The 24,302-nt window shown below is 69.0% G+C and carries 22 protein-coding genes and 2 pseudogenes; 14 read left to right on the top strand and 10 right to left on the bottom strand.

What is annotated here, in order from left to right:
* Positions 1-34 precede the first annotated feature (34 nt).
* Both FHS34_RS06790 and FHS34_RS06785 read left to right on the top strand, forming a co-directional pair.
* Positions 35-820 carry a glutamate racemase gene (locus FHS34_RS06790; RefSeq protein WP_184962153.1) on the top strand — a complete coding sequence of 262 codons (786 nt, stop codon included), beginning with the start codon at positions 35-37 and terminating at the stop codon, positions 818-820.
* Between the two features lie 104 nt (positions 821-924).
* Entirely contained in the window at positions 925-1,470 is a 546-nt protein-coding gene (locus tag FHS34_RS06785) for a hypothetical protein (RefSeq protein ID WP_184962151.1), read from the top strand.
* 280 nt (positions 1,471-1,750) lie between these two features.
* Here the strand turns inward: FHS34_RS06785 and FHS34_RS06780 are convergent, their stop codons facing one another.
* Positions 1,751-2,722, bottom strand: coding sequence for an O-antigen ligase family protein (locus tag FHS34_RS06780; protein WP_184962149.1), 972 nt, complete (start codon positions 2,720-2,722; stop codon positions 1,751-1,753).
* 415 nt (positions 2,723-3,137) lie between these two features.
* Between FHS34_RS06780 and lnt the strand changes: the two genes are divergently transcribed.
* Positions 3,138-4,748, top strand: a complete 1,611-nt coding sequence (lnt, locus tag FHS34_RS06775; protein ID WP_184962147.1) for an apolipoprotein N-acyltransferase — start codon at positions 3,138-3,140, stop codon at positions 4,746-4,748.
* Between the two features lie 214 nt (positions 4,749-4,962).
* Here the strand turns inward: lnt and FHS34_RS06770 are convergent, their stop codons facing one another.
* Entirely contained in the window at positions 4,963-6,183 is a 1,221-nt protein-coding gene (locus tag FHS34_RS06770) for an RNA-guided endonuclease InsQ/TnpB family protein (RefSeq protein ID WP_184962145.1), read from the bottom strand.
* A 320-nt stretch (positions 6,184-6,503) separates the two neighbouring features.
* Here FHS34_RS06770 and FHS34_RS06765 point away from each other — a divergent pair, with 320 nt between their 5' ends.
* The 4 genes and pseudogenes from FHS34_RS06765 to FHS34_RS06750 all read left to right on the top strand — a co-directional run.
* Entirely contained in the window at positions 6,504-7,835 is a 1,332-nt protein-coding gene (locus FHS34_RS06765; protein WP_225818062.1) for an IS4 family transposase, read from the top strand.
* 91 nt (positions 7,836-7,926) lie between these two features.
* Positions 7,927-8,406 carry an NUDIX hydrolase gene (locus FHS34_RS06760; protein WP_184962143.1) on the top strand — a complete coding sequence of 160 codons (480 nt, stop codon included), beginning with the start codon at positions 7,927-7,929 and terminating at the stop codon, positions 8,404-8,406.
* Between the two features lie 54 nt (positions 8,407-8,460).
* Positions 8,461-9,300, top strand: coding sequence for a 3-hydroxybutyrate dehydrogenase (locus FHS34_RS06755; RefSeq protein WP_225817554.1), 840 nt, complete (start codon positions 8,461-8,463; stop codon positions 9,298-9,300).
* Positions 9,301-9,376: 76 nt separating this feature from the next.
* Positions 9,377-9,886, top strand: a pseudogene (locus tag FHS34_RS06750) (GAF domain-containing protein); the annotation flags it as partial.
* A 485-nt stretch (positions 9,887-10,371) separates the two neighbouring features.
* On the opposite strand, the gene FHS34_RS06745 reads toward FHS34_RS06750, so the two are convergent.
* From FHS34_RS06745 to FHS34_RS06725, 5 genes are all read right to left on the bottom strand, one after another.
* A complete protein-coding gene (locus FHS34_RS06745; RefSeq protein ID WP_184962895.1) occupies positions 10,372-12,090 on the bottom strand; it encodes a carbamoyltransferase family protein in 1,719 nt (572 codons plus the stop codon).
* 8 nt (positions 12,091-12,098) lie between these two features.
* The gene (locus FHS34_RS06740; protein WP_184962141.1) at positions 12,099-13,055 is read right to left on the bottom strand and encodes a thymidylate synthase; all 957 of its coding nucleotides are present in this window, start codon (positions 13,053-13,055) and stop codon (positions 12,099-12,101) included.
* Positions 13,052-14,905, bottom strand: coding sequence for a CDP-glycerol glycerophosphotransferase family protein (locus tag FHS34_RS06735; RefSeq protein ID WP_184962139.1), 1,854 nt, complete (start codon positions 14,903-14,905; stop codon positions 13,052-13,054). Before FHS34_RS06735 ends, FHS34_RS06740 begins: the two co-directional genes overlap by 4 nt.
* Positions 14,902-15,531: an HAD family hydrolase gene (locus tag FHS34_RS06730; RefSeq protein WP_308288303.1), complete on the bottom strand. Its 630-nt coding sequence runs from the start codon at positions 15,529-15,531 to the stop codon at positions 14,902-14,904. Before FHS34_RS06730 ends, FHS34_RS06735 begins: the two co-directional genes overlap by 4 nt.
* Positions 15,532-15,631: 100 nt before the next feature.
* Positions 15,632-16,120 carry an ATP-binding protein gene (locus FHS34_RS06725; RefSeq protein ID WP_184962135.1) on the bottom strand — a complete coding sequence of 163 codons (489 nt, stop codon included), beginning with the start codon at positions 16,118-16,120 and terminating at the stop codon, positions 15,632-15,634.
* A gap of 343 nt (positions 16,121-16,463) precedes the next feature.
* Between FHS34_RS06725 and FHS34_RS06720 the strand changes: the two genes are divergently transcribed.
* The 4 genes from FHS34_RS06720 (at position 16,464) to FHS34_RS42310 (ending at position 20,855) form a co-directional block, all read left to right on the top strand.
* A complete protein-coding gene (locus tag FHS34_RS06720; protein WP_184962133.1) occupies positions 16,464-17,852 on the top strand; it encodes an NsdA family TPR-like regulatory protein in 1,389 nt (462 codons plus the stop codon).
* A 75-nt stretch (positions 17,853-17,927) separates the two neighbouring features.
* Positions 17,928-18,413 carry a TrmO family methyltransferase domain-containing protein gene (locus tag FHS34_RS06715; protein WP_184962130.1) on the top strand — a complete coding sequence of 162 codons (486 nt, stop codon included), beginning with the start codon at positions 17,928-17,930 and terminating at the stop codon, positions 18,411-18,413.
* A gap of 916 nt (positions 18,414-19,329) precedes the next feature.
* Positions 19,330-19,527 (top strand): helix-turn-helix domain-containing protein, encoded by a 198-nt coding sequence (locus FHS34_RS06710; protein WP_184962893.1) that lies wholly within the window; start codon positions 19,330-19,332, stop codon positions 19,525-19,527.
* A gap of 131 nt (positions 19,528-19,658) precedes the next feature.
* Complete coding sequence (locus FHS34_RS42310) at positions 19,659-20,855, top strand: tyrosine-type recombinase/integrase (protein ID WP_184962128.1); 1,197 nt, start codon at positions 19,659-19,661, stop codon at positions 20,853-20,855.
* 147 nt (positions 20,856-21,002) lie between these two features.
* On the opposite strand, the gene FHS34_RS06700 is transcribed toward FHS34_RS42310, so the two are convergent.
* Together FHS34_RS06700 and FHS34_RS06695 are read right to left on the bottom strand one after the other, a co-directional pair.
* Positions 21,003-21,347 (bottom strand): restriction endonuclease, encoded by a 345-nt coding sequence (locus FHS34_RS06700; protein WP_184962126.1) that lies wholly within the window; start codon positions 21,345-21,347, stop codon positions 21,003-21,005.
* 18 nt (positions 21,348-21,365) lie between these two features.
* Positions 21,366-21,962 (bottom strand): annotated as a pseudogene (locus tag FHS34_RS06695) (IS630 family transposase); the annotation flags it as partial.
* A gap of 229 nt (positions 21,963-22,191) precedes the next feature.
* On the opposite strand from FHS34_RS06695, the gene FHS34_RS06690 reads away from it, so the two are divergent.
* A complete protein-coding gene (locus tag FHS34_RS06690; protein WP_184962123.1) occupies positions 22,192-22,389 on the top strand; it encodes a hypothetical protein in 198 nt (65 codons plus the stop codon).
* Positions 22,390-22,589: 200 nt separating this feature from the next.
* On the opposite strand, the gene FHS34_RS06685 is transcribed toward FHS34_RS06690, so the two are convergent.
* Positions 22,590-22,796, bottom strand: coding sequence for a hypothetical protein (locus FHS34_RS06685; protein ID WP_184962122.1), 207 nt, complete (start codon positions 22,794-22,796; stop codon positions 22,590-22,592).
* A 146-nt stretch (positions 22,797-22,942) separates the two neighbouring features.
* On the opposite strand from FHS34_RS06685, the gene FHS34_RS06680 reads away from it, so the two are divergent.
* Together FHS34_RS06680 and FHS34_RS06675 are read left to right on the top strand one after the other, a co-directional pair.
* Positions 22,943-23,098: a hypothetical protein gene (locus FHS34_RS06680; RefSeq protein ID WP_184962120.1), complete on the top strand. Its 156-nt coding sequence runs from the start codon at positions 22,943-22,945 to the stop codon at positions 23,096-23,098.
* A gap of 137 nt (positions 23,099-23,235) precedes the next feature.
* On the top strand, positions 23,236-24,252 hold the full coding sequence (locus FHS34_RS06675; protein ID WP_184962118.1) for a hypothetical protein: 1,017 nt from the start codon (positions 23,236-23,238) through the stop codon (positions 24,250-24,252).
* Positions 24,253-24,302 lie beyond the last annotated feature (50 nt).

Here is a 24,302-nt window from a genome sequence, read left to right as displayed (position 1 = left end):
CGGCCCACAGGGGCGCATCGTCTATCGTGGCCGGGTGAAGATCGCGCTCATGGACTCCGGAATCGGCCTGCTCCCCGCTGCTGCGGCGGTACGCCGGCTGCGGCCCGACGCCGATCTCGTGCTGTCGTGGGACCCGGACGGAATGCCCTGGGGTCCGCGCACCCCGCAGGACATCACCGAGCGGGCCATCGCCGTCGCGGAGGCCGCCGCCGCCCACGAGCCCGATGTGCTGATCGTCGCGTGCAACACCGCTTCGGTGCACTCCCTGCCGGCGATGCGGGCCCGCTTCGAGCCGGACCTCCCGATCATCGGCACCGTTCCGGCCATCAAGCCCGCCGCCGCGGGCGGTGGCCCCGTCGCGATCTGGGCCACCCCTGCCACCACGGGAAGCGCCTATCAGCGCGGACTGATCGATCAGTTCGCCCACGGTGTGACCGTGGCGGAGGTGGCGTGCCCCGGCCTCGCCGACGCCGTGCACCACGCGGACGAGACGGCGATCGACGCCGCGATCGCCTCGGCCGCCGCGCGCACCCCGGACGACGTGACCACACTCGTCCTGGGCTGCACCAACTACGAACTGGTCGCCGAGCGCATCCGGGCGGCCGTCCAGCGGCCTGGCCGTCCGCCCCTCGTCCTGCACGGCACTGCCGGAGCGGTGTCCGCCCAGGCCCTGCGCCGGATCGGGGTGGAGCCGGCCCCGGCCGCCGTCGCCGACACCACGCTCACGGTGCTGTTGAGCGGCCGTGAGGCAGCGCTCCCGGACACGGCCCTGTCGTACGCGGAAGGCCGCTTCCTGCAGGCCGTCAGCCCCGTCCGCTGACCTGCGCGGAACGGACCCGCAGTCGCGGTCCGCCGTGCCCCGCCCGGTCCAGTCACCCGCGCCATGCCCTACCCGCGCGGCGAAACCTGAGTAACCTCATAAACATGAGGGACCACCCCGACGCCGACGACAGGCCCCAGCCGGACGTCTGGACGGGACGCGCCACCAACCGGGTCCAGTGGCTGCTCGCCCTGGTCGGCGCCGCCTGCATGGCGCTCGGCATCGAGCTGGCCGTCGACTCGGCCTGGACCTCCGGCATCGCCCCGCTGGTGATGTCCGTCGTGGGCTGCATCGCGGCCGGCCTGCTGGTGCTCTTCGGCACGCTCGCCTTCGTGCACGTCGATCTCAAGCTGGACAAGGAGTGCGTCGAAGTGCGCTGCGGGCACGTCGGTCTGCCGCGCCGCCGCATCCCGCTCTCTCACGTGGCCGGCGCCGACTTCACCGCCCTGGTCACCCCCCGGAACTGGGGCGGCTGGGGCTACCGCTGGCGCCCCGAGAAGGGCACCGCCGTGGTCGTACGGCGCGGCGAGGGCATCGTGCTGCGCCTGTGGGACGGCCACACGTTCACGGTCACCGTCGACAACGCGGAGTCGGCGGTACGGATCATCAGGGACAGGCTCCGCACGATCAGGCCGGGAACGGCGGGCTGAGCACGCTCGCGGGAGCCCGTCGGGGGCGGCCCGCCGAGGCCCCTGCCGGGTTGGCCGGACTCGTTCGGAGTGGTCGGCGGTGCCGGGGTGCCGGGGTGCCGGGGTGCCGGGATGCTATGACGGGGCTGGTGCCGGGACGCTCGCGGGGAGCCTGCTCGGATCGATCGCTTGTCGAGGGGCGCTGGGTCCGCCGAGCCGGCCGGCCGACCGAGGCGGTCTGCCGGGCTCGCGGCCACGGCGGCTCCGGCAGCACCTCGGCGGTCGCCGCGTCGCGCCACGCTCAACGGCCGGGAGCCAGGGCGTCGCCCGCCCACGGCCGGGCCGTCGCCCAGCCGGCCAGGAGCCCGGCGCCCGCCGTCACCGTCGTGAAACTCAGCGCGTTGCTCACCGAGGCGAGGGCGGCCAGCGCCGTCAGGGCCGCGCCCGCGGTGAGGGCGACCGGCGTGGGACGAGGGGTGCGCCACAGCGCGTACAGGACCCAGCAGAACACGGCGACCAGCAGGAACACACCGATCACGCCCTGCTCGGCCGCCTGCTGCAAGGGGGCCGAGTGCGGTCTGCCGTCGGACAGCGGCGTCCGCGGTGTGATCCGGCTCAGCTCGCCGAACCGGCCGGGGCCGACCCCGAGGCCGCTGTTCCGGCCCGCCAGCCGCAGGGCGTCCCGCCACTGCTGCACCCGGTGCGCGGGAAACCGGCCTTCGAGCGCCCCGGCGAGACCGTCGGGCAGCGCGCCCGCGGCGAGCGCCCAGATCGTCGCCGCCACCACGCCCGCCGCCAGGGCCGGGCCCGTCAGCCACGGGCCCCGGCCGCGCGCCGAACCCGCCGCCAGTGAGCACAGCAGGACGGCCGCGCCGGCCACACACCCGGCCGCCGACCCCAGCGCCACGCCGGCCGGCACGGTGGCGCAGGCCAGCGCCCCCAGACCGAGCCGCAGCGCCGGTACGGCCGTCGCCCAGGCGGCACAACACGCCGCCCCGGCGGTCAAGGTCAGCAGGGCGGCCGTGGCACCGGCATGCCCAGGCGGGGCGGCGTACCAGGGGCCGGGCGAGAGCCCGGGCAGCGCCGCGGCCAGCGCCAGTCCCACCACCGCGCCGGCGCAGGGCGCGGCCACCGGCAGCAACGCGCCGGAGACCCGGCCCGTGGCATACCCCGCGGCCACGGCGAGCACCGCCAGCAGCATGCCCTCGGGCCGCCCGTCATGGGCCGCCGCGGTGATCAGTGACCACCCGGCGCAGGCCCCCAGCAGGAGCATGCCCGTCCCGTCGGAAACGTTTCTTCTTATGCTCTGGGCGTCCGCACCGTATCTACCGGTCGCGGACCCCGTCCCCGTCGACCCCACCCGCCGCCCCTCGTACCCGGTCCCCCGACCTGTGGCAGGCCACGGCCGCGTGCCGGGATCGGCCGCGCCGCCGAGGCTGGCCACACCGTAGCGGCTCATGACCGCTTTGGTCACGAGACGCGGAGGAACGGCACGTTTCCGCCAGGTACAGCGACCGTCCCCGCCGGAGCGGCGGCGGGGCCGCGACCCGGCGTCCCGGGGCGGGGGAGTGCGGCCGGGCACCGCCCACCCGCCCGCCGGGAACCGGCGCCCACCAGGGAGAACCGACGGTGCGCCCGTGCCGGACCGTGCTGTCGGCGCCGGCGTCAACCGCCGTACACTCACCCGGGTGACCGTCACCGCTACTTCCGTGGACCAGCCGGACCAGCTCCAGCCGCCCCCCGCCTCCGGCGCGCTCCGTGGCCGATTGCTGCGCCTGGTCCCGGCCGCCGCCTCCGTGCTCTGCGGAGTGCTGCTCTACGTCAGCTTCCCGCCGCGGACCCTGTGGTGGCTGGCCCTGCCCGCCTTCGCCGGTTTCGGCTGGGTGCTGCGCGGCCGGACCTGGAAGGCCGCCCTCGGCCTCGGCTACCTCTTCGGGCTGGGCTTCCTGCTGCCCCTGCTGGTGTGGACGAGCGTGGAGGTCGGGCCCCTTCCCTGGGTGGCCCTGGTGGCCATCGAGGCGATCTTCGTCGCGCTGGTCGGCGTGGGTGTGGCCGCGGTCTCCAAGCTGCCCGCCTGGCCGGTGTGGGCCGCCGCCGTGTGGACGGCGGGCGAGGCGGTACGCGCGCGCGTGCCCTTCAGCGGCTTCCCCTGGGGCAAGATCGCGTTCGGTCAGGCGGACGGCCTCTTCCTGCCGCTCGCCGCGCTGGGCGGCACTCCCGTGCTCGGCTTCGCGGTCGTCCTGTGCGGATTCGGTCTGTACGAGGCGGGGCGGCTGGTCGCCGAACGGCGCCGTACCCGGACCCTGCGGCGGGCCGCCGCGACCGCCGCGCTGCTGAGCGTCGCCGTACCGGTGGCGGGCGCGGTCGCGGCCCGCGGGCTGGTGAGCGACAAGGCGGAGGACGGCACCGCGACCGTGGCGCTGATCCAGGGCAACGTGCCGCGCGCCGGCCTGGAGTTCAACGCCCAGCGACGGGCCGTGCTCGACTACCACGCGCGTGAGACGCACAAGCTGGCCGCCGACATCAGGGCGGGCAAGGTCGCCAGACCGGACTACGTCCTGTGGCCGGAGAACTCCTCCGACATCGATCCCTTCGCGTACGCCGACGCCGCCGCCGTCATCGAGCAGGCGGCCAAGGACGTCGGCGTACCCGTCTCGGTCGGCGGTGTGGTCGAGAGGGACGGCAAGCTGTTCAACGAGCAGATCCTGTGGGATCCGGCCAAGGGCCCGACGCAGACCTACGACAAGCGGCAGATCCAGCCCTTCGGCGAGTTCCTCCCGCTCCGCTCGCTCGTCGGCGCGATCAACAAGAGCTGGACCGAGATGGCCCGGCAGGACTTCAGCCGGGGCGCCGAGCCGGGCGTGTTCGACATCGACGGCGCCAAGGTGGGCCTGGCCACCTGCTACGAGGCCGCCTTCGACTGGGCCGTGCGGGACACGGTGACGCACGGCGCGCAGATGATCTCCGTGCCGAGCAACAACGCCACCTTCGACCGCAGCGAGATGACCTACCAGCAGCTCGCCATGTCCCGCGTCCGCGCCGTCGAACACAGCCGCACCGTGACCGTGCCGGTGACCAGCGGCGTCAGCGCGGTCATCATGCCGGACGGCCGGATCACCCAGAAGACCGGCATGTTCGTACCGGCCTACCTCGTCCAGAAGGTGCCGCTGCGCACGTCCACGACCCCCGCCACCGATCTGGGCATCCTCCCGGAGATCGCCCTGGTGCTGGTCGCCGCGGGCGGGGTCGGCTGGGCGATCGGGTCCGGCCTGCGCGCCCGGCGCACCGGCGACGCGTAACCGTACGCCTCCACCGCCGCGGTACGGCCTCCCCTACGGCCGCCTCGCGCACACGGCCCCGGTACGGCCGCCGTACGGCTGTGCCGCGGCCGTGCATGTGACCGGCGTACGACTGTCCTACGGGAGCGGTACGTCCGTGGTACGTCCCTTGAAACCTCCCCTCCCTGAAGGGAGGGGATTGCTCACCCTCCGGGGCTGATCGGGGATTTCTAGCTCACGCTGCCAGGCCAGGCTGCGCCTGGTCTGGTCTTTTGCGATCAGCGCTAGCCGGGTTGAGACCAGCCCGGACCAGCATCACGCGGGCGGAGTTCTTGTCTCGGAGCGAGACGGCTCCGCACGCGGTGCAGGCGTACGTTCGTTCTGAGAGAGGTAGTGCGTGCTTGGTTCTCGCTCCGCACTGCGCACAGTCCATCGTGGTGTGCGCGGGGTGCACGAGGTGCACGGCGCGCCCGTGCTTGCGGCCCATCTCGACCAGGGCCTTCTTCGTCGCGCTGATCGCCGCGTCAGCGGCCTTACGCGCCATGGTGGTCCTGGCGAGGAACTTCGGGCGGAAGTCCTCCACCGCGATGGCATCGTGGTCGCGGACGACGGACTTGGCCCACTTGCGGCCGGTGTCCTGCCGCTGGGCAGCCACTTTGCGGTGCAGCTTCGCGGTCTGCCGCTTCGCTTCGCGGTAGCCCTTCGATGCGGCCTGTCCCCTGGCGGGCCTGCGCCGGGCCATCATCCGCTGATACCTCGCCAGCTTCTGCGCGGCGGTGCTGCCGTGCTGGGCGTGGGGAAGGTCGTGGTCGTCGCTGGTGGTGGTCGCACTCTCCTTGACGCCCCAGTCGATACCGATCACACGCCCGGTTTCCGCAAGCGGTTCGACGGTCGCGGGCACGACGAAGGAGGCGGACCACGCCCCGGTGCTGTCCTGGTAGACGCGGACGCTGGACGGGTCGGCCTCAAGGTCCCGCGACCACACCACGCTCAGCACGATGCCCCCGGCCAGGTGCAGACGGCCGTCCTTCAGGCGGAACCCGCGCCGGGTGTAGCTGAGGCTCGGGCGCGCCTGGCGCTTCTTCTTCCAGCGCGGCATACCCGCCCGGCGTGCCATGGGCAGCCGGTCTTTGATGTCCTTGTGCGCCTTGGCGCGGGACTTGCCGAAGTCGCGTATCACCTGCTGTTGCGGAACGCTGGAGCCCTCACGCAGCCACGCCGTGCGCTTGCGGGCCTCGGTCAGCATCTTGTCGAGCTGGGCCGGCCCGCACGTCTGCTTCTCGCCGGTGGCCTTGTTGTGCAGGTGTGTCGCCTTGGACTTGGCGACGGACTCGTTCCAGATCCACCGGCACCGGTCCCATTCCGCCTCAAGTGCGGTGCGGGCGGTGGACGACACGCGCAGCCGGAAGGTCCACCGGGCGTACCCGGCATCCACCGTCTTCGCATCGGCCCTCATGAACATCAACCTATCCGGGAGAACTGACAGTTGAGAACAATCGATCTTCGCGGGGTTCCTCACCCCGTCCTGGGGTGGACGCCGTTTCGCCCTGACGGCGAAACGGCTACCTCTGCCCTGCTCCGCAGGAGTCCGATTCCTCCCCGCCCTAAAGGACAAGGCCATGAAGTTAAGGGTGTTTGTGCTGCTGGGAGGGGGTTCTGCGTGATGGCCTGACGCAGGAAGCGGAGCCCCGGTAGAACTGACTGGTCCGCCAAGACAAGCCGTTCACAGCACCGGAGGCTCCGCTGTCAGGCCAGTGTGTCATCACCCGTGAAATCGTGGTAGCCGAGGGCGTGTTCGCGCCTGGGCATCTGGGGGAACTGACCCGGATCGTGCCGTTCGAGATGGTCGACGCCATCCTCACCGAGACCGGCGCGAGACAGCGGCGGCTGCGGAAACTCCCTGCTCGCGTCGTGGTCTACCTGCTCCTGGCTGCCGCACTATTTGAGGAGTGCGGCTATCTCGCCGTCTGGGGCAAACTCACCGCCGCACTGGACTCGTTACCGGTCCCGAAGGTCACCGGGGCAGGCCTGTGGGACGCGCGGACCCGGCTCGGGGTCCGCCCGATGCGTGCCCTGTTCGACCTGTTGCGCGGCCCCGTCTCGGCGGTCCGTACCGGTGGTGCCCGCTGGAAGGGGCTGCTCACGGTCGCGATCGACGGCACCTACCTCGACGTCCCGGACAGCCCTGTGAACCGGGCCCGCCTGGGCAAGGGCTCCAATCAGTACGCCACCTCCGGCTATCCGCAGATCTGTCTGACCGCGCTGGTGGCTTGTGGCACCCGAGCTGTCATCGACGCCGCCTTCGGTCCCCGCAGCAGGGGTGAGACGGTCTACGGCGAACGGCTCATGCGCTCCTTGCACAGCGGTGTGATCGTGCTCCTGGACCGCGGCTTTGCCACCAATTCCTTCCTCACCGCCGTCGCTGGCACCGACGCAGCCTTCCTGGCCCGCTTGTCCGCCATCCGCAAGCCGCCCGTACTGGCCCGGTACAACGACGGCTCCTTCCTCTCGCGCTTCGGCGCCGTCGAGGTCCGCATCATCGAGTGCGAGGTCACCATCGCCACCACAGCCGGACGGCATACCGGCCTCTACCGCCTGGCCACCAACCTTCTCGATCATCACCGCTACCCGGCATTCGACCTGGCCAGGCTCTATCACGAGCGGTGGGAAGTGGAATCGGCCTACTTCGAGATCAAGAAAACGATGCTGGGCCGACGCGTCCTGCGCTCCAGAACCTGGGCCGGCATCGCTCAAGAGGTCTACGCCCTGCTGAGCGCCTACCAAGCCCTGCGGATCGCGATCGCCGACGCCACCGGCACCGTCCCGGGCACCGACCCGGACCGGGCCAGCTTCAGCATCGCCCTCCAGGCCGCACGCGACCAGACCATCCAGGCCGCAGGCGTCGTCGCGGACACTGCGATCGACCTCGCCGGAGCTATCGGCCGGGCAGTACTGGACCACCTCATGCCCGCCCGCCGCCTACGCGTGAGCCCCCGAGCAGTGAAACGTCCACTATCCCGCTACGCACACAAAAGCCTCAAAGTCGACCGACGCACCTACCGAGCCACCCTCAGCATCGACATCTTGCAATCACCGATCAGCCCTTAACTTCACGGCCTTGCCCTAAAGGACGGGGCATCCTCGGAGGAACCCGGTGAACCGGGCGGCCGCCGCGCGGCTGCCCGTTAGGGTCGGGATCATGGCTACTCCCGATTTCATCCGCACGCTCAGGGCTTCCGCCGGCCGGCAGCTGCTCTGGCTCCCCGGAGTCACCGCGATCGTCTTCGACGACGAGGGCAGGGTGCTGCTCGGCCGACGGACCGACACCCGCAAGTGGTCGGTGATCGGCGGAATCCCGGAGCCGGGCGAACAGCCCGCCGCCTGCGCGGTGCGGGAGGTCTTCGAGGAGACGGCGGTGCACTGCGTGGCCGAGCGGGTGGTCCTCGTGCAGGCGCTGGCGCCGGTGACGTACCCCAACGGTGACACCTGCCAGTACATGGACATCGCCGTCCGCTGCCGGGCTGTGGGCGGCGAGGCCCGGGTCAACGACGACGAGTCGCTGGAGGTCGGCTGGTTCGCGGTGGACGCGCTGCCCGCGCTGAACGAGTTCGGCCTCTTCCGGATCAAGCAGGCCATGTCCGATGCACCCACATGGTTTGACCCTACGACTGTCGGCTGAAGTATGGGTTGTCACCACATGTAGTGACCGTGGGGTTCCGCTTAGGGTCGGCACATGACCTCGCCCACCCCCCTGTCAGGTCCCACCCCCCTGTCAGGTCCCGGCCCCCGGCTCCAGCCCCTCACCCTCGACCTCGACGGCCGCACCGCGCTCGTCACCGGTGCCGCCAGCGGCATCGGCCGGGCCTGCGCGCTGCGGCTGGCCGCCGCCGGGGCCGAGGTGCGCGCCGTCGACCGGGACGCGGCCGGCCTGGCCGAGCTGGCCCAGCAGGCGGAACGGGCCGGCGACCTCGCCGGCACCGTCGTACCGCGGGTCGTGGACCTCACCGACCTGGACGCCGCCGAACGCGCCGCCGAAGGCACCGATGTGCTGGTCAACAACGCCGGACTGCAACTGGTGCGGCCCATCGAGGAGTTTCCCCCCGACGTGTTCCACACGGTGCTGACCGTGATGCTGGAGGCACCCTTCCGTCTCATCCGCGGCGCCCTTCCGCACATGTATGCCCAGGGCTGGGGCCGGATCGTGAATGTGTCCTCCGTCCATGGTCTGCGCGCCTCGGCCTTCAAGTCGGCCTATGTGGCCGCCAAACATGGCCTCGAAGGACTGTCCAAGACGGCCGCGCTGGAAGGCGCCGCCCACGGGGTCACCTCGAACTGTGTGAACCCGGCCTATGTGCGCACCCCCCTGGTCGAGAAGCAGATCGCCGACCAGGCACAGGCGCACGGCATCGCCGAGGAGCGCGTGGTGTCCGAGATCCTGCTGAAGGACAGCGCGCTGCGGCGGCTCATCGAACCCGAGGAGGTCGCCGAGGCCGTGGCCTATCTGTGCAGCCCGCAGGCGTCCTTCGTGACCGGCACCTCGCTCGTCCTGGACGGCGGGTGGACGGCCCACTGACCGGGCCGGCGGCCCGGGCCCCGCGAGTTTTCCACAGGCCTGCCGGGCCGGGCGGCCGATACGGAATCCTGTGACCATGTCCCGCGATCACCTGCAGCCGGCACCCAGCGGCAGCGCCGAGGCACCGTACCTCGACCTGCTGGCCCGCGACGCCTCCGTGGAGGCCTATGAGCGGCCCGTCCTGCTCGCCCGCGCCGAGGGCGAGCCGGCCGGCCGGCTCGCCGCGCTGGAAGAGGCCAGGCTGCTCGCCCTGCGCGTGCGGGCCGAACTGGAGGGACGCAGGCGGCGCGAGGCGGAGCTGTCGGCGCTCTTCGAGACCGCGCACGACCTCGCCGGACTCCGCGACCTGGACGCCGTCCTGCGGGCCATCGTGCAGCGCGCCCGCTCCCTGCTCGGCACGGACGTCGCCTACCTCAGCCTCAACGACCCGGCACGCGGCGACACCTACATGCGGGTCACGGAGGGCTCCGTCGCCGCCCGCTTCCAGCAGCTGCGCCTCGGCATGGGCGAGGGGCTCGGCGGGCTCGTCGCCCAGACCGCGCGGCCGTACGTCACCGACGATCTTGGCGAGCACGATCGGATCCGCCTCGTCGAGGAGACGGTCGTCGACCGGGAAGAGCAGGCGGTGTGCGCCCGCCGTAGGTTCGAGAGCGGCCTCGCACACAGTGGTCTGGCGGATGCGCCGCCACACGCTGTCCGGCCGGAGCTGGCGGTCCTTGTCCCAGATCACGGTCGGGGTTTTGAGCCGAACTGTGTACCAGGTGACCAGCTCTGTCTGGCGGTGCAGGTCGCAGGTGTGCCCCTCGGTGCCGCACGGGTTGGTGTTGCGCCCGTCGATTGCCCAGCGCCACTCCAGGAACAGGACGTCGATGTCCGGGGTGCCGCCGTGGAAGGCGTAGGCGTTGCCGAGGTCGTCGCCGGCCTCGATCAGGTCGCGGTTGGCCTGTAGGAAGACGATCTCGTGGCCGCGGCCGAGGAGGGCGTCGATCAGGGGGCGGCGGTGGCTGCGGCCCCCGTCCGGGGTGTCGGTGATTCCGTTGCCGAGGAATCCCCAGAAGCTGTATCCGATCTTCACTTTGTGATCCACCGACCTTCCAGCAGCAGGGCGTCCAGTCCGGAGTTGGCCAGGCAGTCCAGAGCCATCTCCGGTGTTCCGCAGATCGGCTTGCCCTTGACGTTGAGGGAGGTGTTGATCAGCACCGGCACCCCTGTACGGCGGGCGAAGGCGCTCAGCACGTCGTGCATGAACGCGTTCTGCGACCGGGTGACGGTCTGGAGGCGGGAGGTGCCGTTGGCGTGCACGATGGCCGGCACGCGCTCGCGCGCCTCGTCGGTTACGCCGGACGCCATCGACATGTACGGCGCCTCCTGGCCGAGGGTGAAGAACTCCGCTGCGCGTTCGGCCAGGACCATGGGGGCGAATGGGCGGAACGGCTCCCGGAACTTCACGGTGGCGTTCAGACGCTCGACGACCCCGGGCTCCAATGGAGATGCGAGGATCGAGCGATTCCCAAGGGCGCGGGGGCCGGCTTCGACTCGTCCCTGGAAGAGCCCGACGATCATGCCGTGGGCAAGCTGGTCGGCGAGGAACTCGGCGGACTCCACGCCCAGCGTCTTCTGCTGGAGCCCGGGCCATGGCGTGAGGTCAAGGGCCTGGTGCTGGTACGACGGGCCGAGATAGCAGGCCCGGGCGACGCCGGACACGGGCCGCCGGCTGCGGCTGCCGGTGTGTGCGGCGATGGCGGCCCCGATCGCGGTGCCGGCGTCGCCCGGGGCGGGCGGGACGAAGACTTCGTCGAAAATTCCGGCCTCGATGATCCGCCCGATGCTCACGCAGTTCGTGGCGACTCCACCGCCGACACACAGGCGGCGCGATCTGGTGATCGTCCGGGCCCTGCGGGCCAGATGCAGCATCACCTGCTCGGTGCGCTCCTGGAGCGCGGCGGCCAGATCCCGGTGGACGTCTTGGATCGGCTCGCTCGGGTGGCGCTCGGGGCACGTCTCGGCGATGAAGCGGCGAGATGTCCTCGGGTAGCCCGAGGTCAGCACGCGCGGCGGGAAGTAGGCGGGGTCGACCGAGAAGCCCGTAGGGGTGGTGCGCACCGCCCGGGCAAAGAGGTGACGGAACCGCTCCGGATCGCCGAGGGCGGCGAGCGCCATCACGGTGCCCTCCTCGTCACCACGGCGCCACCCGAGGTGCTCGGTGACCGCGCCGTACACGTAGCCCAGGGAGGCAGGGTCGTTGATCGCCTCCAGGGCGCGCACGGAGGGGTGGAGCGCGTTGTGTCCACGAGCGATGGTGGTGGTCTGCCGCTCGCCGAGGCTGTCCACGATGAGCACGGCGGACTCGTTCCACCCTGAGGCGGCGAAGGCCGTCAGCTGGTGAGCCCGGTGGTGCAGGACGGGGGAGACACGGGAGGAGGGGAACTGCCGGCCGAGGGCGCGGGCGCGCCTGTGGGTCCGCAGCCCGACCTTGGCGAAGCCGCGCGCCCTCGGCAGCGCCCGGTCGCGCGTCGTCGGTGACAGTGCGAGGCGCAGTGCCGCCGGTGACTCGGCAAGGTAGTGGGCGGGCTGGAAGTTGTAGGCGACGGCGTCGACGTCGGCTGCGGTGAGCCCGGCCTCGCTCAGCAGCCACTCGACGGCGTGGCGGGGGTAGTCCTTGGTGTGCTTGCGCTGAGAGAGGCGCTCCTCCTCGACGAAGCCGATCAGCTCCCCGTCCACCAGAAGGGCAGCAGAAGAATCGTGCGTGTATGAGCACATCCCGAGGATGACCGAGGGCGCGCGGTTCATGGCGGCCATCACCGCGTCCCTGCCGTCTCACGCGCGGTGGATGTACGGGCACGGCGGTTCAGCTCGCCGTACCAGGCGATCAGCGCCTCGCCCAAAGGCCCGTCGATCTTGTCGGCGACCCGCCACGCCTGCTCACGCGCGCCGTCCTTCCACAAGCGGTAGCTGCGCAGTGTCTCGGCCATCGTGTCCCAGCCCGGGTGGCCGGTCACGTCCCGGGCCTCGACCTGGTCGAGCAGATCGTCGAAGCCCCGCCACGGTGTGGTGAGGTCCGGCATGACCGTGCTCGCGGTCACCGCGGTCAGTTCTTCCGCCTGGTCGAGATGGTTCTCGTAGATGTGCAGTGATCCCACGTGGTGGTGGAACTCGCCCAGCTCGGCGCCGAGCCAGCCCGCGACCAGCTCATGCAGCACGGTGTAGAAGAACAGGTCGTACGGCATGCCGATCCACACGTCCTGACCACGCATCGTCGTCGACATGTGCAGGCGGCCGGCACGCAGATGGAAGCCGAAGCCCAGCGTGCAGGGCACGTCCTTGTGCCCTGCAGCGTCCTGGGCCGGGTCGTAGAGCTGGATCAGGGCCCGGCGGGAGTCGGGGTCCTCTTTGAGGATCTCGACGACGCGGCTCAGCTGATCCACTTTCCCGGCCCAATTCCGCATCCGCGGCCCGTACGCGCCCCGGAGGACACCGTCGTCGGCGTACTGCCGCAGGCGTGCGTTGTAATCGAAGATCCATGGGGCGTCCGAGCCGGAGAGGTGCCACACGGTCTCCGCCACGGCGAACGCGGGGTTGATGACGCGTGCCGGCGGCGCGTACAGCAGTCGAGCCCGCGGCTGCGTCAGCCGCATGTGGACGTCTCGCACCTCACGGGTCGCCATGCCGCGAGGGCTGACCCTCTCGCCGCTCTTGGCCAGGGCGACAGCGCCGACGAAGAGTTCGGCGACGCTGTCGGCGGTCAGGTGTGTCATCGGACAGGTACTCCTTCGCCCTGCGGCCGTCCGGACTCGGCGGCGCGGGCATTGTGGTTGATGTGGTGGGAGGGCATGACGTGGCCGCCCGAGCGGCGGGTGATGAGGCATGCGACTTGGGCTGCGCTGTCACCGCGCCACCGGCACACCGCGTCCGTCGCCGCCCGGTCGGCAGGTGGGTGCGGACCGCGCAGTGCGACGAGAGCGTCGGCGATGTCATCGGCGGTGCTGCACCGCCGTGCAAGGCCGTGGTCGGAGAGTCCGAGCGTGCGCTCGCCGGGCGAACCCAGTTCGAGCACCGGCACGCCCATCAGCGCGGCTTCGATGCCGCACGTCGAATAGGCGCTTGCCAGGGCGTCGGCACCGGCGAGGCAGCCACGAGCGCCGACCCGGCGATCGGCCACGGCCACGAGCGGCCGACCGTGCCGTTCGAGCAGGGGGGCGAAGACGTCGACGCTCTGCGCCGGGTGCGGCGCGATGACGAGGCCCCAGTCGCCGCCGGCCTGCCACAGACCATCCAGCAGCAGGTCGGCCTGGGCCTTGAGCCGGTCAGGACCGAAGGGCTGGCAGGCCCACACCGCGATACGGGCAGGACTGCGGCGCGGGCCGTGGGCCAGCAGATGTTCCAGGTAGCGCCGCTGGGTATCGCGGCCGAGGCCAGCGAGTACATCGAAGCGGGGCTGGCCCAGGACATGGACTTCGGCGTCAGGGTGGCGCACCCACTCCTTCGCGAGGGGGAGGTCCCGCTCACCCATGACCACAATGTCGCAGCTGTGCAGGGCGGGCCATGCGACCGACTCAGCCGTCCAGGCCCCGTGCTGGACGTGCACCGTGTTCATCCCATGGCGCTCTGCAACATGTACAGCCAGCGCACCCAGCGGGCTGGTGTCGTTGCTGACCAGGACGGTATGCGGCCGTACGGCGGCGAGAACGCCGTCCAACCATGTCTCCGCCCGGACCACGGATCGCCAAGACGGCTGGGTGCACCCGCCGCTCGTCTCCAGAAGTACGGACACGAGGCGGAGCAACCGGGCCAGTCGGAGCTCGTGCTCGTCGACTCGAACGACGGGGCCGTCATCCTGCGGCCTCAGCCCGTCCACGACGCCGGAGAGGTCGAAGAGACTGGGCGGAGGCGAGCACAGGTTCACCCCCGCGACGCCCGAAGCCGGGCACCGCTCCGCCGGGTCGGTCGCCAAGTCCACCACGAGGCTGGGGCGCCCGTTCCTGGCCAGCTCCTCCAGCACTGGCAGCAGAGTGGCCGCGTGACGGGACGACCACGACAACGCCGCCACCTCGCTCACTGGAAGCTCCGAGGGCGCCGAGCTCGGCACCGATGCGGCCGTCAGGGCAGGAGGGAGGTTGCGTAACTGCGCGGATCGGAGGGGATTGTGAGGGGCTGCGGCTCCGAGCAGGTAGGCAATGCCCGACCAGGTGACCGTGTACGCCCGGTACTCGCGGGAGCTGCTCGACCGCAGCCCGACGAGTCCTTCGTAGGGCGCGAGTCTCAGCGGACCTGGGGCCTTGGCGAACGGCTCCCACGCGCTGAGCGCCGCCAGCTTACGTACGACCTGTGCCACCAGGCGCCGCGCCGGCACGTGCTGGACGTACAGCCACCCCGCGCCACCCGGAGTCCTCGCGAGGTCGGCGCCGTACGCTTCGAGGGCCTCCATCACATGGTTGACCCGTGCTTCAGCATCGCGTGGGTCGAAGGGCAGGGCCTCCAGTTCGGACGTGGTGATCCGGTCGGACTTCATGGTCGCGAGCGCGGCCTCGCCGACCAGCGCCCACTGGGGCTTGCCATCGGAGCCGGTGCGGGCGATGCCCAAGGCGCTGCGCTTGGTCGGCGTCATACCAGGCTCCCTTCGAGGATCGGCCCGGTGTCCATGAGCCGCAGCAGGTCCTTCGGCGATTCGGCGACGACGGGGGCCGGAGGGCTCGGGGTGCCGTAGCCCCAGGCTGCGTGCACGTACGAGACGCCGGCGCGACGGGCTGCCTCCTGGTCGACCGCCATGTCTCCGACGTACAGGGCATCGGCCGGATCGGCGCCCAGGTCGATCAGGGCGAGCAGGATCGGGTCTGGCGCGGGTTTGCCCCGCCCTACCCCGTTCGGCGTGCGCACCGTGGCGAAAGGGACGCCGAGCTGAGCCAGGAGAGGGGTGGCTCGCGCCAACGGCTTGGACGTGACAATCCCCAGCCGCCAGTCGGCAGCGGCGAAGGCATGGAGGACCTCCGCGACGCCGGCGAACTGTCGGGCGAGGTGAGAAGCGGCCGTTGACGCCTTGGAGTAGGTCTGGTGGATCGGCTCGGCGTCAGCGAGCCCGAGCTGGTGCATGATGTCGGCGAAGGGACGGCCCAGATGGCGCTCGTAGTCCCCGAATGGCACGTCGAGGTTGTGGTCTTCGCGGACCTGGCGCCACGCCCTCTGCATGACCGGGCGAGTGTCGACGAGCACGCCGTCCAGGTCGAGCAGAAGCACACGTACGGCTTCGGCGTCGTGCCCCAGCCTCGTTCCGCCGGAGGCCGGCGCGGGTGAGGGCGTAAGCCGGGATGACATCAGGGGTCTCCAGGAGAGGTGGTCAGGGTGTGATGGGCGACTCGGGGCGTCTCACGAGAGCGATCACTCTCTTGCCGCGTCCGTCTTTCTTGGGGCAGGCAGCCCAGGTGTCGGCCGCTGCCGTCACGAGGTGTAGGCCCCGTCCGCTGGTGGCATAGAGCGAGGCGATCTGAGGCACTGGGGGCTCAGGGGAGTTGTCTTCGACCTCGATCCCCACAACACCGGCCTGCAGGGCGAGCGTCAACGTGATCTCATCGACGGGCTCGCCGTCCACTCCGGACGGAAGGCCCAAACCGATGCCGGGAGTTCGGCCATGCCGTTCGGCGTTGGTGGTGAGCTCGCTGACGATTAGTACAGCCTGGTCCAGAAGGTCTTCCACCCCCCACGCCATCAGCGCTTCCCGGGTGAAGGACCGCGCCTTGCCCGGAGCCCTGTCGTTGGCGGCGAGCGTCAGGGTCTTCTTCTGCTCGGGAGCGCTGATCACACTCCCCAGACTTTCGATTCGGTCCATGCTCGCCTTCTCACAACTGGGGCTTGAGCCCGCGGAGGACTCGATCGGCAGTCTTGTCGGAGTGATCGAAGCGGCGGAGGTTCTGCACGAGCACGGCCACCGGCGGGGGGTGGTCGAGGTGCCGTACGCCAGACGTCGGAGCGGGAGCGCGCCCGTCGCCCGGCACAGTCCGGGTGGCGGTGCCAGTCGTGTGGCTGGTCTTCACCAGTTTCTCCCCGGGCAAGGGCAGTTGGTGGTTTCGTTGACCACGAGCGAACCGTGGATCACATCGCGGCGGTATCTCCCGGCGGCTGTCGGGGCCGTCAAACCCGTCAAAGATCGTTTTGGTGAACCGAGGTAGACGATGGCGCGCGAGCGGAACGTGAAGCTGGCCGACGCGATCGCGGAAACAGGCTGGTCGCAGCAGAAAGTGGCGGCTGCCTTCGTGAGGGTCGCGGCTGAGGTAGGAGCAAAGGAACTGCTGGGCACTAGCCGCTCGCACATCGCCATGTGGGTGGCGGGAACGCAGCCCTCGGGCAGAGCGCCCCATATCTTGTGCGAGACGTTGTCCCGGCGACTGCAACGCCCCATCACACCAGCTGAGATCGGGTTCTCCGTGTCGGGCGCGGGTGCAGTGGCGGCATCGGAGTGGAACGTCGATACGCTGACTGCGCTGGTAGACCTTGGGAGAAGCGACGTGGATCTCGAACGCCGCCGATTGCTGGCCGGCGCCGCCTACTCGGTGGGTGGCCTGGTTCTGCCTGGACAGCAGTGGTGGGATGAGGCTCCCCAACGGGCAAAGTCCCGCCCCGCCGCGACGAGCCGCAGGGTCGGGGCCGCCGAAGTCAGCGCTGTGCGTGAGATGACAGAGTTCTTCTCTCGAAGAGACCAGCGACACGGCGGCATGGATGGCCGCACGGCCCTCTACCAGTACCTCGTCGACGACGTTGCCAGGTACGTCGGAGGGGTATTCACCAGCGACGACACTCGTCGCGCCCTCCTCGCCGCTGCCTCCGAGGCGGTGTACGTCGCCGGCTGGATGAGCTTCGACGCCTCTCACCATGAGGCCGCGCGGCGCTACTTCACGCTGGCGCTGAAGCTCGCGGCGGAAGCCGACGACGCTCCCCTCGCCGGCCACATCCTGCGGGCGATGGCTCACCAGGCAACGGATCTCGGCCACCCCCGGGCTGCCGTCGACCTCGCCACGGCTTCCGTGGAGCGTAAGCGGTACACCCTCGCGACGCCTCGCGAGCGGGCACTGCTCGGAGTGGTGCAGGCACGCAGTCTTGCTGCCAACGGACAGAAGCGGGCCGCGATCGCAGCGCTTCTCCGCGCCGAGGACGACCTGGCTGCGGCTGACGTCGGTGACGAGGAGCCGAGTCGGGTGTGGTTCTTCCAGCGGGCTTCCCTGGCCCACGAGACCGCCCGCACCCTGTGGACGCTCGGCGATCTCGACGGAGCGCTCCAAGAATTCAACAACAGCGTGCTGACCAGGAAGGCCGACACCTTCAGCCGGACCCACGCGGTGACGTTGGGCTACATGGGCACTGTGCAGGCCCGCAAGGGGAACGTGGAGGCCGCGTGCCACACGTGGGCACAGGCCCTGGACGCGATGGAGGGCGTCCAGTCGGGCAGAGCACGCGAGGCAGCCGTGAACATGCGCCGGGTGCTGTCCCCTTTCCGCAATCGGGGAATCAGCGTGGCGGCGGAGATCGACGAGCGCGCCAAGGCCGTACTCGAACGAGTAGCCTGACGGCGCCATGGTGGTGAAGGCGGGCATGCTGTGGCTGACCGCCTCGCCGTGCCGCGAGCGGAGAAGGGGGAACCCGTGTCAACAAAGTCCATCGAGGTGCCGGTGATTGCCGAGGTGGTCGGGGGCCACAAGGGGCGCCTCGACGACTTCAAGGGCGGTGTGGAGTCGATCATTCGGCTGCGCCCGGAGTACCCGGAGGAGACCCTGCAGGGGATCGAGGAGTTCTCTCACCTCCAGGTCACCTGGTTCTTCAACTTCGGCTCTCCTGAAGACGTTGCCCTCCACGCGCGAAGCCCGCGGGACAACCCGGACTGGCCGGCGACGGGAACCTTCGTGCACCACAACCACCGGCGTCCGGCTCGCCTCGCGACCTCGTTCCCGCGGTTGCTCCGCGTCGACGGACGGGACCTGCACGTCACCGACCTCGACGCTGACGACGGCACCCTGGTGGTGGACCTGGTGGTGGTCTTCAAGGAGTTCCTGCCGCGCGGCACCGTCACCCAGCCTGCGTGGCCCGGCGAGATGCTGGAGGACTACTGGAGGGACGCCGCCGAACGCTGACTCGGACATGCGCCGGAACGGAGGCCGACGACCTGACGGGACGTAGCCACCCGAGGGCGCGCCAGCGAGTGGTCGCTCAACTCCTCAACCCTGGCGGCTTCGGTGAGGGGGACCGCCAAATGCACGACAGTGCCGCACACAAGGCTCTTCGCCGCCACCCGGCGGCGAAGAGCCTGGGCTGTCAGCGCCAACCTTCGGCAGCGGCAGCGGAGTTTCCAGCTCGCGCTTACACGAAGCCGATTCATGCCGGTGGAGGCACGATACCGCCAGCCCGCCGCAGGTCGTGGTTCACAGGCGGAGTGAAGACGTCGTCGGCGGCCTGCGCACATGCCGGGCATGCAGCGGAATCCGAATCCCTACGGCGACGGCCAACCGGCCGCCACGATCATGCTCCGTCGCGCCTATGAGGCCAAACGTCGTCCTGACCGACGAAGCGCCCTCTTTCCGCGCTGTCAGACCGACCTGGCATTCGCCCACGGCAGACGAGAAAGACTCTCGAAAGAGTGGAACCCTCTCCGGGGCTATGTCAACGTACAACACGCCCCAACCACGAGGTCGGTAACCGGCCCACCGCGTAACCGGATGAGGAGTCCCCTTCTACCGACGTGTGCCCTTCGACCTGTTCAGCTGGTTGCCTCCGCCTTTTCAGCGCTGGCTGTACTCGATGCGTCGCTGCCGTCACCTAGTTCGTGCGGAGACCGCAGCTAGGACAGGTGCCCTAACCAAGTGCGAGTGCAACATAGACGACGATCGCCGGTTAGCTAAACCGGCGATCGTGACGACCATTGAGCGAGTCGCGCTTGGCTGACCTTGGCAGGGCACCGTAGCGGGCGCAGTAGGCAGCGCTGCAATCCAAGAATTGGAATGTCGGGCGAACCGTCTACTGATTCTCTGATGGCAATCATTACCCGTGAAGATGGTAGGTGTGATTTTGACGCAGGGTGGAAGCTACCGGCTTCTAACGCCAGCTGAAGTGGCCGATTGGTTGAAGGTAAGTGAATTGACGATCAAGAACAAATACCGAGCCTGGGGTTTGCGGCCTCAAAAGGTCGGTCGACTCCTGAGATTTCGCGAGCGTGACATCGTCGCATACCTGGAAAGAAAGTACGGGTAGTTTGGTGAAGCGAGTCCTCTTGGTCTGGCAGGTGGTCCGGTAGGTTGGCTCGGGTTTTTCAGAAATGCAAGGAAGACGAGAAGAGCGGTAACTATCCCTGCACTGCAACTCGCTGCGGCCATCCGTGGACGGTGCGCTACAGGGAGCCTGGTGGACGCGGTGGGCGGCAGCGAGAGAAGTCGTTCGAGAAAAAAGGGTCAGCCGACTCCTTTGCCGCCAAGGTAGAGCGAGAGAAAGATCTCGGTACCTATATTGCCCCCACAGGGCTGCTCGTCCCTCTTGTGGCCGTATACCGCGAGTTCATCGCCTCTGGGAGCCGGGTGAATGGGACGCGTTACCAGTATGAGACGAGTCTTCGCCTCCACGTGGAGCCCTATTTTGGGACTACTGCCATTGGTGCCGTCAAGCCAAAGCATCTCAATGCGTGGTTGAAGTGGATGGTGGAAGAGCGCGGTTATGAGGAGAGCACGGCGATCAATCGCTATGAGACGCTCGCTGGTGTCTTCAGCTTCGCCGTCGCCAACGAGTACATAACCAGGAATCCGTGCCAGCATGTCCGCACCGGTCGCCAACGAGTGAAACGGAGGGTCAAAAGGACCATCCGCCTGCCGACCTTGGCGGAGATCGAGGCGATTGAGCGGCACCTACCCGGGCCCTACAAGCTGCTCGTGTGGCTCATGGCTGGGTGCGGGTTGCGTATCGGTGAGGCGTGTGCAGTGACGTTGCAGCAGTTCGATTTTAAGAGCGGCACTCTCTACGTCGACCGCCAGGTCACGCAAGATGGTGAGAACGAGGAGCCCAAGACCACCGTCCAAAAGGCCATCACTAAGGGCAGGGGGCGCGCCCATTGCATCCGCCACCTCAAGTGGCGTGACCTGGACGAGGGCCGAGCGGTTCCCGTGCCACCCACCATCGCTGCCCGGGTGCAGGAGCACGTCCGGCAGTATGGCACCTTTCGCGTAGAGGAGGGTCTCAACCGCCTGGAGGGGGACTACCTCTTCTCCAACGTCGGGCGCACCAACATCCTCATGTACTCCCTCGTCGACCGGCTGTGGCGTAATGCGAAGAAGGCGGCGGGAATCTCGCGGAGGATCACCACGCACTGGCTCCGGCACTTCTTTGCCTCGGCGGGCCTGTCGAAGGGCGTTCCGGTGACGGACATGGCTGAGTGGCTGGGGCACCGTGACCCCAGGATCACGCATCAGACTTACGCGCACGTCATGCCCGATGCTCCCGAGCGCCTGAGGTCTCTGATGGATGCAGTCTTCACTATGCGGACCGAGCTCAACTTGCCCCTCGAGTTCGAGGCAGTGGTCGAGGCGGCCTGACGTAAGTATGTGTAGCGGGGTGTCCTCCGCCAGACAACTGGCTGAGGCTTGCCGCCATACAGGCGAGGCCGCGGGCGTCGTCATGCTCTCATGCTCACCTACGCCGGCGGCGCGATGACACAAGCCGATGACGGGCAGTAGTGCGGCCTACTCTCCCTCGGAAAAGATTTTGGCGACCGGCAAGGAACAGTGGCCTGTCTCGCTGGCGTGCCGCGTCTTGCGGCGCATCAGCTCGTCCAGCCGGATGCGCTGATCCAGCACCGCCATGAAGTCGAGGCCATCCATGGTGATGAGCGGCGTGCTGTAGGCGTACACGTCCAGGGCATACGAGTCCAGGGCATCCGAGGTGAAGCCACTCATGCTGATGTAGAGGCCCACGGTGTTCTTGCCTTTGCGCTCAATGTTGGCCTTGAAGACGTCGAGCAACGGCCGCCCGATGGCGTCCTTCCACCACTTCGCCTCCAGGACGTAGTGGTCAGGCCGTTCGGGCATGCCCCGGCATCATCGCAGCATCGGCTGTGAGCGGTCCAGCACCTGGATCTGGGCCTTCTCGTCCACGCATAACACCACTGCCTTCTCGGGCGGGTTGTGATACAGGCCGACGACGTCGACGACCTTCGGGACGAACTGCGGGTCGGTGGAGAGCTTGAAGGCATCCTGCAGGTGCGGCTTAAGGTCGAACCGATTCCAGATCCGGCCAATGGTGGACTTCGACAGCCCGCTCCGCGCCGCCATAGAGGCACGCGACCAGTGGGTGTCCTGGCCCGGAGTGAATTGTAGCGTTGCGACGATGACGTCTTCGACCTGGTCGAGCAGGATGGACGGCGGACGCTCTGGCCGCGGCTCGTCGACCAGACCGTCCAGCCGCCGCTTGACGAACCGGGCCCGCCAGCGGTTCACCGACCCCTCACTCACCCCGAGTTCAGCCGCCACCTGCTTGTTCGTCCCGCCCTCCGCGCACCGCAGCACGATCCTCGCGCGCAAGGCCAGGAACTGCGCGGTCTTCGCCCGCCTCGCCCAACGCGTCAGCTGAGCCCGTTCGTCATCGCTGAGCACCAGCTCAAGCTTGCGCCGGCCCGACCGCGGCTCATCCACAAGTTCGGCCATCCGCCGGTCAACGAACCGCGAGCGTCACTTCCTCACCGTGTCCGCTGCCGGCACAAGAACGGAGGCCGACGTGAAGCTCCTCGACACCCCCGAACCCGACCCGCTGTGGCAACGCCTCGTCATCGCGCACGAGATCGAGGTCAATGATCCGGTCATCATCGACGACGCCCCCTAATACCAGTCCCACCTCTGCCATCCTGAAGCCAACACCAAGAGGAGGCATCCACCCATGAGCGACGAGACCAACCCGTCCACTGGCAATCTTGGTGCAGCCCTGGCCCGGGCCGCCGAAGGCTTCAAGCGCTTCGCCGCGGCCGACGCCCGACTTGAGCGGAGCATCGCCCGCGACTTCTACACCCACCCCGACGTCCACGAGATCGGCCGGCGCATGGACGAGATCGCCGGTGACCTCGGCACCATGGGCTGACTGAGACGCAGCTGCCCACAGGGAGCGGCCGTCGCAAAGATCACCGAAGTGGGTGCCGCCTTGTACCTCATGGACCCCAGCTACAAGCCGTAGTCGGCTGCATGCTGCTGCCCCAGACTCTAGGTGCACTCCCGCCCTGACGCGTACGATCGCAGACGGCCCCGCCTGGATTCTCGCCAGGCGGGGCCGCCGCGTTCGTCCTACCCCTGACTAGGGACGTCGCCGACGTAGTGCAGCTGCACACCCGGCTCGAACCCTCCCTGTTCGATCAGCCCGTCCGAGGTGTTCACCCTGTACCGGCAGCGCACGCCTGTGGTCGCGGGGTGGGGGAGTTGGATCTCGCCCACCCCTTCCGTCATCTCACCCGTGTCGCCCTGATGCGGGCCACTCATCACGTAGTAGCGCATGGCGCGCAAGGTGCACCCGGCCCGGGCGATTTAGCAAACACTCAGGTCAAAGCCTCACCACAGGGCAACGCACCGTAATCCTGGAGGCATTGTCAGTGCCGCATGCGATCCTTCGTCCCAACTCCCGCAGGAAGGAGGTGAAGCACATGTCGCAGAAGCAGAAGGCGGTCCTCGTCATGGTCGCGGCCATGGCCGGACAGGCCTACCTCGGCAAGGTCGTCAAGCAGCAGGGCGCCGCGCTCGGCCTGTCCGTCGTGGCCGTAAGCCTGATCGGCTACGCCGTCGGCGCCGCTCTTGGCTGAGAGTGGCACGCCGCCGCGGCCTCTCATGCGCAGAGGCCGTGGCAGCCTATCGACCGACCTGCCGCCGGATATCCAGGTGCACCGGTCTCGGACGAACCACCAGAATCACAACACCACCGCAACCATAGGGAGTTCCCATGGCACCCACCCTGAATGCGGATGTCGTACAGCGCCTCGCGTACGTCCGCTTCCTGTACCGCGAGGGTATCGAGCAGAGCCGCCAGCCCGCTCCGCTGCGCTCGCGTGCCATCACGTCCTTCCACGACGCCGTCGAGAACTACCTCGGCACTGTCACTCAGCATTTGGGGATCGACGTGAACAAGGCTCCCGACTTCATCCAGTACTGGGCGCTGATCAAGCCGGACTTCGAGCTGCCGAAGAAGGACTCCATGAAGCGCCTCAACGACGCTCGCGTGGCGCTCAAGCACAACGGCACATTCCCCTCCGAGCACCAGATCGAGCAGGCCCGCCAGACCCTGGACGACTTCTTCACCACAGTCACGCCGAAGGTCTTCGGTGTCGACTTCGACTCCATCGACATGGTCGACCTGCTCACGCAACCCGACACGGCCCGGCTCGTGCGCGAGGCCCAGACCCACGCCGACATCGGCGACTACTCGATGGCCATGGCAGGGTTGGCGCTTGCCTTCGACGCCCTCCTCGACCACTACGCCAGAAGGGACCGCCCCATGGCCGGCGAGTCCCCGTTCAAGTTCGGCGAGTCCGTCTACATCATGGACGAACCGCGCGTCGATGGCCGAAACGCCCGTGGCAACACCCGGCTGAAGAAGCTGAGCGAGTTCGCTGTCATCACACAGCGCGCGATGCGCGCGATCAGCCTCGGTATCGACTACACCAGTCTGGCCCGCTTCCGGGTCCTAGCTCCGACGGTGAGCGCTTACGCCAACGGCAGCAAGCGCTTCGTGAACCTGCCTTCCGTGCAGGCGCTCACCGCAGACGACTACGACTGGGCGCGCCACTTTGTAATCGAGTCCGGCCTCCGAGCATCCCGGGCCGACGAGATCCGAGGGATCCAGGAGCGCATCTTCGCGCAGGACTGGAACCCGCAGGAGCCGTACGAGCAGCGCAGCTGGACCGGGCCAGTCGGCGGTACACCTGAGACTGAGGAAGTGTCCGTATTCGACGAGGTCTGACCCGCTGAGTAGATCTGCGCTCAGTCCTCGTCCTCGTGCAGCGCAGCGAA

This window comes from Streptomyces echinatus, from assembly GCF_014203595.1.
Classification (GTDB): domain Bacteria; phylum Actinomycetota; class Actinomycetes; order Streptomycetales; family Streptomycetaceae; genus Streptomyces; species Streptomyces echinatus.
Note: the sequence above shows the minus strand (reverse complement) of the source record. Positions and strands in the feature narration are given on the sequence as shown.